The sequence below is a fragment of the Micromonospora sp. S4605 genome (genome assembly GCF_003176715.1).
In the GTDB taxonomy this organism is placed as follows: domain Bacteria; phylum Actinomycetota; class Actinomycetes; order Mycobacteriales; family Micromonosporaceae; genus Micromonospora; species Micromonospora echinaurantiaca.
Window position 1 is genome coordinate 1 of the sequence record NZ_QGSW01000019.1, and the last position, 11,438, is coordinate 11,438.

The window sequence follows — 11,438 nt, forward strand, 5'->3', positions numbered from 1 at the left end:
CCACCTCCACACCCTCCTGTCCTTCCCCCTCCCCTGACCGGACCGGGAAAGGAAGGCCGTCGATCAGGAAGTTGTTGCCGCGACCCGCCGAGGCGGGTGACAACAACGTCATGATCAAGAGCGCCCCGGGGATCGGGGCGGGGTCAGCCGGCTACGCGGGTGAGGCGGGCGGAGAGGTGGGGCGAGAGACCGTGGCCGACGGCGGCCATCTCCTGGGCGTAGAGCAGGGCGCCCTCGACGATGCCGAAGAGCCGGTGGCCGGCGGTGACCTCCTTGGCGGTGGCCGTACGCACCACCGCGTCGGTGACGAACTCGACCTGGGTGCCGGTACGCCGGCCCAGGTAGAGCTCCATCACGCCGGTCGGCGTGGTCATCAACGCCTCCAGCTCGTCGGTGGCCCGGTCGTCCTTGAGGACCGGGCGCCACCAGCCGACCTCACGACCGGCCGGGCGGACCGGCCTGCTCTGCTCGTCGAGGATCCACGCCCGGGACTCGTAGAACAGGAACGGCCGGCCGTCGTGGCTGATCCGGATCTCCTGCGCGAAGTCGAAGTCCTCGATGGTGGGGAAGCCGCCCCGACCCCGGCCGCGCCACACCCCGATGTACGGCAGCAGGCCGTCCAGCGTGGGATGCAGCTTCGGACCGACCCGCAGGTCGTGGCTCTCCTCGTACGGGTAGGGGTCGACCGGCGGCGCGTTCAGCCACGGCGGCGGCTGCAGCGGGTTCTCGTCGCTCACCGGTTCACTCCCCCCTCTCCGTCCGTGACCGCGGCGACTGGCACGCGCTCCCGGGTCGCCTTCGGTCGCGACTGCGGGGCTCGCAAACCCGGCTCACTCCTCGCGCTCACCAACGTCCTCTCGATATGCGTACGGCAACGTAGACCAGGCCACCGGCGAGCGCGCCCAGGCCGGCGACCAGCAGGCTGACGAACCCGATCTCGGTGACCATCCCGGCCATCCTATGCTGGCGCCATGGCCCGCACTCTCGTCGTCAAGGCCACCGCTGGCGCGGACGCGCCGGAACGGTGCGCCCAGGCCTTCACCGTCGCCGCCACCGCGGCCGCCGCCGGGGTGGACGTGTCGCTCTGGCTCACCGGCGAGTCGACCTGGTTCGCGCTGCCCGGGCGGGCGCAGGAGTTCGAGCTGCCGCACTCGGCGCCGCTGGCCGAGCTGCTGCACGTGATCCTCACCACCGGCACCGTCACCGCGTGCACCCAGTGCGCCGCCCGCCGGGACATCGGCCCCGGCGACGTGCTGCCGGGCGTCCGGATCGCGGGCGCGGCGGTCTTCGTCGAGGAGGCGATGGCCGAGGGGGCGCAGGCGCTGGTCTACTGACCCGCGAGCCCGACGCGATACCGGCCCGACAAGTCGGACTAATGCCTACGATTTGGTTGTGGGCGAGGCGATCGAGCGATTCTTCGAAGCACTGCCGGCGCGCGCCCCGGAGATCCTCCGTGGCCTGGTCAGCGGCACCCTCCAGATCGAACTCGTCGACGGCGACCGGACCAAGCACTGGCTGGTGCGGATGCGGCCGGGCGTGATCGAGGTGAGCCGGCAGCGGGGCCCGGCCGACGCCATCTGGTACAGCAGCGAGGACCTCTTCGAGCGGCTGGTCACCGGCCGCGCCCAGGGGGTTGCCGCGGTGCTGCGCAACGAGAGCACGTTCAGCGGCAACGTGGTCCTCTTCCTGGTCTTCCGGCGGTTCTTCCCCACCCCGCCCGGCACCCAGGATCCTCGGGACGTCGCCCGTGAGCAGGCCGGACGGCGCAAGTGAGGTCGCTGGTCAGCATCCTGGACGGCAACACGTTCCTGGTCAGCGACCACCGGGGCGACATCGAGCCCTCCCTCGACTACCCCACCGGCCTCTTCTCCTTCGACACCCGGTTCCTGTCCACCTGGCGGCTCACCCTGAACGGCGAACGGCTGCACGCGCTCTCCGTCGACGACGCCGAGTCCTACCGCACCCGCTTCTTCCTGGTGCCCGGCGAACCGACGCACTACCTCGACGCGAAGGTCTCGCTGATCCGCAGCCGGGCGATCGGCACCAGCCTCGAGGAGGAGCTGACCGTGATCAACCACGCCGGACGGGAGATGGAGTTCGCCGTCCGGTTGGACATGGGGGCGGACTTCGCGGACCTGTTCGAGATCAAGAACGTGCGGCAGAAGCGCGGTCGCATCACCGCCTCGGTCAGCGAGAACGAGCTGCGGTTGAGCTACCGCCGGGAAGCCTTCCACCGGGAGACGGTGATCACCACCAGCGCGCCCGGACAGCTCGACGTGTCGGGCATGACCTTCCGGATCCGGATCGGGCCGCACGCCGAGTGGACCACCCGGCTGTACGTGAACACCATCGTGTACGGGGCACGCGGCGAGGACATCCGGTCCAACCTGCCGCTGTACCGTGGCAGCCGCGGCGTGGCCGCGATCGAGACCGAGCAGAACGAACTGATCAACCAGGCCCCCAAGCTCGGCTGCGACTGCGAGCCGCTGGCCGGCGCGTACCGCCGCAGCCTGAACGACGTCGCGGCGCTGCGCTACGAGTCGATCGCACTCGGCGTCCGGCTGCTGGCGGCCGGGCTGCCCTGGTTCATGACGCTGTTCGGCCGGGACAGCATCATCACCTCGCTCCAGTTGCTGCCGTACCTGCCGGAGCTGATCCCGCCGACCGCCCTGATCCTGGCCGGCCTGCAGGGCTACCGGCTGGACGACTTCCGCGACGAGGAACCGGGCAAGATCCTGCACGAGCTGCGCTACGGCGAGATGGCCGGCTTCGAGGAGCAGCCGCACTCGCCGTACTACGGCAGCGCCGACTCGACGCCGCTCTTCGTGATCCTGCTCGACGAATACGAGCGGTGGACCGGCGACGTGCGGCTGGTGAAGCAACTGGAGCCGGCGGCCCGCTCCGCGCTGGAGTGGATCGACACGTACGGGGACCTGCTCGGTACCGGTTACATCTGGTACCAGACCCGCAATCCGGAGACCGGGCTGCAGAACCAGTGCTGGAAGGACTCCTGGGACGCCATCTCCTACGCCGACGGCCGGCTGCCGGGCTTTCCCCGGGCCACCTGCGAGCTACAGGGGTACGCGTACGACGCGAAGATGCGCGGCGCCCGGCTGGCCCGCGCCGTCTGGGGCGACCCGGTGTACGCCGACCGGCTGGAACGCGAGGCGGCCGCGCTGAAGCAGCGGTTCAACCGGGACTTCTGGATCCCGGAGAAGGAGTACTACGCGCTCGCCCTGGACGCCGACGGCCGGCACGTCGACGCGCTCAGCTCCAACATCGGGCACCTGCTGTGGAGTGGCATCGTCGACGAGTCGCGGGCCGGCCGGATCGCCCAACACCTGCTCGGGCCGCGGCTCTTCTCCGGCTGGGGCGTCCGTACCCTCGCCGACGACCAGGGCCTGTACAACCCGATCGGCTATCACGTCGGCACCGTGTGGCCGTTCGACAACTCGATCATCGCCTGGGGGCTCTGGCGGTACGGGTTCCGGGAGGAGGCCGGGCGGATCTGCGAGTCCATGCTGGCCGCCTCCCGGTACTTCGGCGGGCGGCTGCCGGAGGCCTTCGCCGGCTACGAGCGCGACCTCACCCAGTACCCGGTGGAGTACCCGACCGCGTGCAGCCCGCAGGCCTGGTCGACCGGCACCCCGCTGCTGCTGCTCCGGGTCATGCTGGGCCTGGAGCCGCAGGGCGAGCACCTGATCATCGACCCGGCCCTGCCGGAGGGGATGGGTCGGGTCGAGCTGCTCGACATCCCCGGCCGCTGGGGGCGGGTGGACGCGCTCGGCCGCAGCCGCATCCCCCACGACGGCGCGCACGACCGCTGACCGGGTCGACCCCGCGGACGTCGGGTCGCGGCCAGGCGACCGCCAGTCCGGGCAGCCGCCGCGCAGCCGCCGGTCACGCCGCGCAGCCCGCCGGTCAGGCCGGGCAGGCCGGGCAGACGCCGGTCAGGCCGGGCAGCCGGTGCTGGCGGTGAGCACGGGCGGGTCACCGGTCAGGTCGGCGACCACGGTGGCTGCGCCCGCGCGGTAGGCGTACGCCTGCGGGGTGTCCAGCAGCGGGGCCCCACCGGCGAGCGCACGCAGCGCGGCCGCGGGGGACTGCGGGGCCGGCCCGGCGACGGCACGGACGCTGTGGGCGGTGGCGGCGCCGCCGGGGCACGGCGCGGTGACCCGCTCGACCGCCGGAGCGGTCGGGCCACCGAGGGCCCGCAGCGCACCGGCCAGGGCCTCGCCCTCGGTCCCGGGGGCACCGGGCGGCTGCTCACGGTAGCCGGTCCCGTACGGTCGGCAGCCGGTGTCGGCCGTCAGCCGTACCCGGCCGTTCTCCTCGGCGGTGCCCTCGACGGCCACGAACTCGCCCGCGTCGGCGCGCAGCAACGGGCCGTCCGCACTGGCCCGGACACCGGCCCGCCAGCCGCCGGGAAGCCGGTCGGCGACGCGCTCCAACAGCTCCCGTTCCGCGCCCTCGGCCACGAAGACGTCCACGTGCCGGAGCAGCCGGGCGCCGTCGGTGAAGGGGGTGACCCGGCAGCCCCGATCGACCTGCGGGGGAAACATCACAGCGGTCGAGCCGCCGGCCGCGACCAGTTCGCCCACGGCGCGGTCGACCACCGGGCCGGCCTGGTCCAGGGAGCGCTGCTCGCGGACGGTCGGCGGGTCGTCGCGTACGGACAGCCAGGTGAGCGCCGCCAGCAGCACCGCCCAGGCCACCACCACGACGAGCAACCAGCGCCGCCGCCGGGGGGCGGCCGGCTGGTCGGGACCGGTCGGTGGGGCGTACCCCGGCTGGACGACACCACTCACCCGTTCATGGTGTCACGCGCGGGGGGCGGGCCGGCCGCCGCGTCGCCGCTTCCCGCGTGCCCGCCCGGAGACGGCTCGTGGCCCGCCTCCTCGGGTGAGGACGACGGGCCACGGGGCCGATCAGAGCGTGGGTCAGGCCAGGGCCACCGTCACGGCGACCTCGTTGATCCCCCGGTCGGCGGTCACCGTGGTGTCGCCGTTACCGAACCGGGACAGCGCCCGCAGGGTCCAGTCGCCCGGGGCGGCGAAGAACCGGAACTGCCCGGCGGCGGAGGTCACCACCTCGGCGGTGAACTCGCCGGTCGAGTCGAGCAGCCGGACGTACGCGCCCGGCACGACCTCACCGGACTCGGCCGTGACCAGACCGGTGATGACGGTCTCCTTCTCCAGGTCGAGGCTGGCCGGCAGCGGGGCGGCCTGGTCCGGCGCGGCGCAGCCGGCAGCGGTCGGTGCGGTCATCTCAGGCCTCCCCCGGCTCGTCGCCCAGCGCCACCGGCACGCCGACCAGCGAGCCGTACTCGGTCCAGGACCCGTCGTAGTTCTTCACGTTGCGGTGGCCGAGCAGTTCCTGGAGCACGAACCAGGTGTGCGAGGAGCGCTCGCCGATCCGGCAGTAGGCGATGGTCTCCTTGCCGTCGTCCAGCCCGGCGTCGGCGTAGATCCTGCGCAGCTCGTCGTCGGACTTGAAGGTGCCGTCCTCGTTGGCCGCCTTGGACCACGGCACGCTGATCGCGGTCGGGATGTGGCCGCCCCGCTGCGCCTGCTCCTGCGGCAGGTGGGCGGGGGCGAGCAGCCGGCCGGCGTACTCGTCGGGGCTGCGCACGTCGACCAGGTTCTTGGTGCCGATCGCGGCCACCACCTCGTCGCGGAAGGCCCGGATCGAGGTGTCCGGCTCCTGCGCGACGTACCGCGTCGCGGGGCGGGTCACCGCGTCCTTGATCAGCGGCCGGGCGTCCAGCTCCCACTTCTTGCGACCGCCGTCGAGCAGCTTGACGTCCCGGTGGCCGTAGAGCTTGAAGTACCAGTACGCGTACGCGGCGAACCAGTTGTTGTTGCCGCCGTAGAGGATGACGGTGTCGTCGTTGCTGATGCCGCGCTCGGAGAGCAGCGCCTCGAACTGGCTGGAGTTCACGAAGTCCCGGCGCACCGGGTCCTGCAGGTCGGTCTTCCAGTCCAGCTTGATCGCGCCGGCGAGGTGGCCGGTGTCGTAGGCCGAGGTGTCCTCGTCGACCTCGACGAAGACGACGCCCGGGGCGTCGAGGTTCTTCTCGGCCCACTCGGCCGAGACGAGTGCGGTGTCGCGACTCATCAGATCACTCCCTGGTGAGGATGGATGGTGAGCCAGCGCGCGGAGATCGATATTTTGCCAGTGTCGCACCACGCGCGGGACCCATGGACGGAACGGATCACGGGTTCGTGCGACGGCGCCGCTGCCGGGCGATGGTGGGATCACCGGAGGGTACGCGGACCCTGCGTGCCGATGGCCGCTAGGCGGCCGAGGACAGCCCCGCCGTCAGATGACGGGGCGACACAGGCAGGTGGCCACGCGGCACAGGTCGACCGCGCGCCGTTTGGTGAGGAGCGTCCCCATGGCCAGGGAGCCTACCAGCCGGACCGGTCGGCGCGACCGGGCCGACCAGCATCCGGGACGCGCCGCGACCACCGGCGGCACCGGACCGGCCGCCCGTCCCGGCAACTGATTGGCCGCTCAGCCGGCCGAGTTGATCGGCACGTCGCGCGCGTCCGCGGTCACCGCCAGCCCCTCGGGCAGCGGCCGGACCTCGCGCACCGTGAGCTGGAACGGCAGGTCGGGCAGGGGCACGTCGACCGAGATGCCCTTGGCGTAGTTGTTCAGCAGGGTGCGGGCCAGCGGCACGTTCGGCAGCCCCTCGGCGTTCAGGTCGTTGAAGCGCAGCGCCACCTGGCCCTCCTTGCCGACGGTGATGTCGGCGGTGCCGGTGACGGTCAGCCGCTGGCCGAGGATGTCCACCGGTGCGGTGACGGCGAGCCGGCCGTCCTGCTCGGCCAGCCGCAGCCCCGGCCGGTCGAGCAGCTTGGCCAGGCTGTCGTAGCTGATGGTGCCGGTACCGTTGACCGTCTCGGCCACCACCTCGCCCTGCCCGGAACGGATGGTGTCCAGCGAGGCGCGCACGTCGCGGGCGTCCACGTCGAGCCGGGGCACGCTGACCGCGTCCCCCTGCACCGAGCCCTGCACGTTGCGCAGCACGATGGAGATGCGCTCGTAGCGGCCGTCGAGCACCTGGGTGAGGAAGGGGAAGCCGCCCACCTCGACCTCGGGCGGGGCGGACTGCGCGTCCTGCTTGGCGACCTCCTGCCGCACCTGGTCGGCGATGGCGCGCTCGGCCACCCCGGCCGCCACCCGGTCGGCGACGACCAGCATTCCGGCCAGGACCAGCAGCAGGACCACGAGGGTGATCAGCACCTTGCGGCCCCGACGCCGGGGCCGCTCCTCGTACGGGTAGTCCTGCGCCACGCCGCCTCCTGTCTCCGCGCCCCGGCCCGCGCCGCGGCGGTCCGTTCGTACCCGAAAGGGGAAAAACTCAATCTCCGGTCACAGCACCAGCTTGCACATGGCGTACGCGGCGGGCGCGGCGAGCGCGAAGCCGCCGAGCGGGCCCTGCATGTGCCGGGCGATCCACATCGTCGGCGGCTCGCCGGCCATCAACCGCCCCGCCTCGGCGTAACCCACCGCGAGGTCGGCCAGCACCGCGGCGACCGCCGCGACCAGCCCGATGATCGCGGCCCGGGTCGGCGTGAACGGGGTGACCAGGTAACTGCCGAGCAGAGCGCTGACCAGCGTGCCGACCATCGCGCCGGCGACCACGCCGGCGGCGCCGCGGGGCACCTGGGGCGCCAGCCGCGGCCACGGCGCCACGGCGTCGGTCAGCCGGGCGACGGTGAGCGCCACCCCGCTGGCGGTCAGGCAGACGGTGATCGCCTGGGTGCCGGCGGGGATCCGGCTGAGCACGATCAGGGTGCCGAAGGCGACCACGCCGACCACGATCAGCAGCGTGCCGCCGAGCGAGTCGGTGACCCGCACCCGGTCGACCCGCCGGACCAGTTGACCGAGCACGCCGAGCACGAAGCCGCCCACCGCGACGAAGCCCAGCGGCGCCAGCCCGGCGACGTCCGTCTGCACGGCCGCGGCGTCCGCGGCGATCGCGGTCGCCACGCTGACCCCGGCGACCAGCAGCACCGCGGGCGGCCGCATGGCCATCGTCCAGGACAGCACGAAGAGCATCTGGACGCCCAGGATGATGAACGCGAACGGCAGCCGGTGCCCCGGGCCGGAGGTCTGCGCACCGAGCACCAGCCCCACCCCGAGCAGCGCGGCGAACCCGGCGACGGCGACCGCGAGCGACCGGCGTACCTCGACCGGCGGCACGACCTCCTCGTCCGGCTCGGCGGCCTCGTCGTCGGGGCGGCGGGCCGGCTCACCGCCGCGGCGGGCCCGACGCGGCCCGCTGCGCTCGCGGCGGTCGTCCTGGTCGACGGCCGGCCCACCGCGGGGAGCCGGCGGCTGGCCCCGGGACGGGCCGACCGGCTGCGGGCGGGTGCCGTCGGGCCACGGGTCGCGGCCGGTCTCGGGCGAGCTGGAGGGAAACACGCCCCGATCGTGCCAGACCCGCCGGCACCCGCGGGGATCACGGTTTCCGCGACGTTAAAACCTGAGGCGCGATCAGGGGCAAGCCGGGCAAACGGGAAAGCGCACGGAGGCGCAGCCGGGGCGATCGGTTACGCTCAAGCCGATACCCGCCCGTCAGCGACGCCGGGACCCACGCCTAGTTCTCAGCGCCACGTCCACGCGGAGTGCCGCTGGTCACGCGCGGCGAAAGCCGCCGGGACGGAGGTGATCGTGGAGATCCTGCTGCTGGTGACCGCGCGAGCGAGCGAACCGTCCGCCGTCCTGCCGGCGCTCGACCTGCTGCCCCACTCGGTCCGCACCGCGCCGCGCGACGTCCGCACCCTGGTCGCCGGCCCCAGCCCCGACGCGGTGCTGGTGGACGCCCGGTCCGAGCTGAGCGAGGCCCGGGCCACCTGCCGGATGCTGCACGCCACCGGGCTCGGGGTGCCGCTGGTCGCCGTGGTCACCGAGGCCGGGCTGATCGCGCTCAACGCCGACTGGGGAGTGGACGACGTCATCCTCGCCTCGGCCGGGCCCGCCGAGGTGGAGGCCCGGCTGCGGCTGGCGGTCGGCCGGCTGAGCAACGCGATCTCCGGGGCCGGCGGCTCGATCCGCGCCGGCGAGCTGACCATCGACCCGGACACCTACGCCGCGAAGCTCAAGGGGCGCCCGCTCGACCTCACCTACAAGGAGTTCGAGCTGCTGAAGTTCCTGGCCCAGCACCCGGGCCGGGTGTTCACCCGGGACCAGTTGCTGCGCGAGGTCTGGGGCTACGACTACTTCGGCGGCACCCGCACGGTCGACGTGCACGTCCGGCGGCTGCGGGCCAAGCTCGGCTCCGAGTACGAGTCTATGATCGGCACCGTCCGCCAGGTCGGCTACAAGTTCGTCGTACCGCCCACGCGGTCGCTGCCGGACGCGGAGCCCGCGCCACTGCCGGTCTGAGCCTCTCTCGGGGAAAGTGTTTCCGTTACGCCCTTTTTGAGCATCCCGCCGCACTTATCCTGACTGCCGGGTTTGCCGGTGATGAGGGGGCGACGGTGCGCGCAGGGACCACGGGGACAGGTCGACCGGGGCGGGGGCACTGATGCCGGAGCCGTCCGCCCTGCGCGCCGCCGGCATCGTCACGCTGGTGGTGACCGCCCTGCTCGGCACCGCGTACGCCCTGGGCCGCAGCCTGGTGCCGGACCGGCCCGACCCGCGCGCTTCCGGCGTGGTCACCAGCGCCACCGGCCCGAACTACGGCGAGCAGCCGTCGCCCGGCACCGACCAGCCGGACGGACCGGACACTACCGACCAGGACCGGACCAGTCGCTCCCCCGAGCCGACCGAGAGCGACGGCCCGTTCGGCACCCGCACCACCACCGGCACCTCCCGGGTCACCCTGACCTTCGACGACGGCCCGGATCCGCAGTACACCCCGCAGGTGCTCGACGCGCTGCGGGAGTACGGCGTCCGGGCCACGTTCTGCGTCGTCGGCGAGAACGCGCAGGCCCATCCGGAGCTGATCCGGGCGATCCTGGCCGAGGGCCACACCCTCTGCAACCACAGCTGGGACCACGACGTCAGCCTCGGCTCCCGGTCCCCCGAGCTGATCCGGGCCGACCTGCTGCGCACCAGCGACGCCATCCGGGCGGCGGCGCCGGACGCGCCGATCGCCTACTACCGGCAGCCGGGCGGCGCCTGGACCTGGCCGGTGGTGTCGACCGCGCGCAAGCTCGGCATGACGCCGCTGCACTGGACCGTGGACCCGGCGGACTGGCAGGCGCCGGGCGCCGGGCCGATCGCCGCGACAGTGGTCGGCCAGGTCGGGCCGGGCTCGGTGGTGCTGCTGCACGATGCCGGGGGCGATCGGCAGGGGACGGTGGACGCGCTGTACCGGATCCTGCCGGAGCTGACCGGCCGCTTCCAGCTGGAGGCGCTGCCCGCCGAACCGACGTGACCGGGCCCTCCGCTGTGGACGGCGCGACCGGGCCGCCGGCGCCGGGGGCTACGGTGACGTGATGAGCAGTACCGAACCGACGACCGCCCAGGTGACCCGGACCGACCGACTCTCCCCCGCGGAGGTCGCCGACGTGCTCGCGCTGGCCCGCCTGGCCGGGGACACCGACGGCGCGGACCCGCTCGACGAGCACGTGCTGCTCCGGCTCCGCGACCCGCGGGCCTCGGCCGTGCACCTGACCGCCCGCGGCGACGACGGGCGGCTCACCGGCTACGCCCACCTGGACACCACCGACGCCGCGAGCGGCATCGGGGTGGAGCTGGTGGTGCACCCGGCGCACCGGCGGCGGGGCACCGGGCGGGCGCTGGCCCGGGGCGTGCTGGCGGCGGCCACCGGCCCGCTGCGCGCCTGGGCCCACGGCGACCACCCGTCGGCCGCCGCGCTCGCCGTCGACCTCGGCTTCCACCGGGCCCGGGTGCTCTGGCAGCTGCGCCGGCCACTGACCGCCCCGCTCGACGAGCCACGGCTGCCGGACGGGGTGGCGCTGCGCGCGTTCCGGCCGGGCGCGGACGACGCGGCCTGGCTCGACCTGAACGCCCGGGCCTTCGCCGAGCACCCCGAGCAGGGCCGCTGGACCCCGGACGACCTGCGGGTACGGCTGGCCGAGCCGTGGTTCGACCCGGCCGGCTTCCTGCTCGCCGAGGAGTCGGCGACCGGCCGGTTGGTCGGCTTCCACTGGACCAAGGTGCACGAGCGCCCCGGCTCGGCCCGGATCGGCGAGGTTTACGTGCTCGGGGTGGACCCCGCCGCGCACCGCGGCGGACTCGGCCGGGCGCTGACCTGGGCCGGGCTGGCGTACCTGCGCGAGAAGCGCGGGCTGGACCGGGTGATGCTCTACGTGGACGATTCCAACACTGCCGCGGTCGCGCTCTACCGGCGGCTCGGCTTCGCGCACTGGTCGGCGCACGTCAACTACCACCTGGGCTGAGCACCGGGCCGGACCCGGCCCCGCCGTTCGGCACCCCGCCGACCATCCCCCGCG

At 73.6% G+C, this 11,438-nt stretch carries 14 protein-coding genes; 6 read left to right on the plus strand and 8 right to left on the minus strand.

The window, feature by feature from the left end; translation table 11 throughout:
* Window positions 1-143 precede the first annotated feature (143 nt).
* On the minus strand, window positions 144-737 hold the full coding sequence (locus tag DLJ47_RS00335; protein WP_109898116.1) for an FABP family protein: 594 nt from the start codon (window positions 735-737) through the stop codon (window positions 144-146).
* A 106-nt stretch (window positions 738-843) separates the two neighbouring features.
* Window positions 844-948, minus strand: coding sequence for a small membrane protein MtfM (gene mtfM, locus DLJ47_RS37595; protein WP_043966460.1), 105 nt, complete (start codon window positions 946-948; stop codon window positions 844-846).
* 23 nt (window positions 949-971) lie between these two features.
* Between mtfM and DLJ47_RS00340 the strand changes: the two genes are divergently transcribed.
* From DLJ47_RS00340 to DLJ47_RS00350, 3 genes are read left to right on the plus strand one after another with little or no spacing between them, the layout of a single operon-like run.
* Window positions 972-1,334: a DsrE family protein gene (locus DLJ47_RS00340; RefSeq protein ID WP_109898117.1), complete on the plus strand. Its 363-nt coding sequence runs from the start codon at window positions 972-974 to the stop codon at window positions 1,332-1,334.
* Window positions 1,335-1,392: 58 nt separating this feature from the next.
* Complete coding sequence (locus DLJ47_RS00345; RefSeq protein ID WP_109898118.1) at window positions 1,393-1,773, plus strand: SCP2 sterol-binding domain-containing protein; 381 nt, start codon at window positions 1,393-1,395, stop codon at window positions 1,771-1,773.
* Window positions 1,770-3,827, plus strand: coding sequence for an amylo-alpha-1,6-glucosidase (locus DLJ47_RS00350; RefSeq protein WP_109898119.1), 2,058 nt, complete (start codon window positions 1,770-1,772; stop codon window positions 3,825-3,827). Before DLJ47_RS00345 ends, DLJ47_RS00350 begins: the two co-directional genes overlap by 4 nt.
* A 123-nt stretch (window positions 3,828-3,950) precedes the next feature.
* Here DLJ47_RS00350 and DLJ47_RS00355 read toward each other — a convergent pair whose 3' ends face one another.
* From DLJ47_RS00355 to DLJ47_RS00375, 6 genes are all read right to left on the minus strand, one after another.
* Window positions 3,951-4,808, minus strand: coding sequence for a hypothetical protein (locus tag DLJ47_RS00355; protein WP_109898120.1), 858 nt, complete (start codon window positions 4,806-4,808; stop codon window positions 3,951-3,953).
* 132 nt (window positions 4,809-4,940) lie between these two features.
* Complete coding sequence (locus DLJ47_RS00360) at window positions 4,941-5,267, minus strand: DUF1416 domain-containing protein (protein WP_088996247.1); 327 nt, start codon at window positions 5,265-5,267, stop codon at window positions 4,941-4,943.
* Window position 5,268: 1 nt separating this feature from the next.
* Window positions 5,269-6,117 (minus strand): sulfurtransferase, encoded by an 849-nt coding sequence (locus DLJ47_RS00365; protein WP_109898121.1) that lies wholly within the window; start codon window positions 6,115-6,117, stop codon window positions 5,269-5,271.
* A 204-nt stretch (window positions 6,118-6,321) separates the two neighbouring features.
* Window positions 6,322-6,399: an Ms5788A family Cys-rich leader peptide gene (locus DLJ47_RS37710; protein ID WP_311202345.1), complete on the minus strand. Its 78-nt coding sequence runs from the start codon at window positions 6,397-6,399 to the stop codon at window positions 6,322-6,324.
* Between the two features lie 117 nt (window positions 6,400-6,516).
* Window positions 6,517-7,302, minus strand: coding sequence for an LmeA family phospholipid-binding protein (locus tag DLJ47_RS00370; protein ID WP_109898122.1), 786 nt, complete (start codon window positions 7,300-7,302; stop codon window positions 6,517-6,519).
* Between the two features lie 78 nt (window positions 7,303-7,380).
* Window positions 7,381-8,436 (minus strand): hypothetical protein, encoded by a 1,056-nt coding sequence (locus tag DLJ47_RS00375; protein WP_109898123.1) that lies wholly within the window; start codon window positions 8,434-8,436, stop codon window positions 7,381-7,383.
* Between the two features lie 243 nt (window positions 8,437-8,679).
* Here DLJ47_RS00375 and DLJ47_RS00380 point away from each other — a divergent pair, with 243 nt between their 5' ends.
* From DLJ47_RS00380 to mshD, 3 genes are all read left to right on the plus strand, one after another.
* Entirely contained in the window at window positions 8,680-9,399 is a 720-nt protein-coding gene (locus tag DLJ47_RS00380) for a winged helix-turn-helix transcriptional regulator (RefSeq protein WP_197700189.1), read from the plus strand.
* Between the two features lie 142 nt (window positions 9,400-9,541).
* On the plus strand, window positions 9,542-10,396 hold the full coding sequence (locus DLJ47_RS00385) for a polysaccharide deacetylase family protein (RefSeq protein ID WP_109898124.1): 855 nt from the start codon (window positions 9,542-9,544) through the stop codon (window positions 10,394-10,396).
* Window positions 10,397-10,457: 61 nt separating this feature from the next.
* A complete protein-coding gene (mshD, locus tag DLJ47_RS00390) occupies window positions 10,458-11,384 on the plus strand; it encodes a mycothiol synthase (protein ID WP_109898125.1) in 927 nt (308 codons plus the stop codon).
* Window positions 11,385-11,438 lie beyond the last annotated feature (54 nt).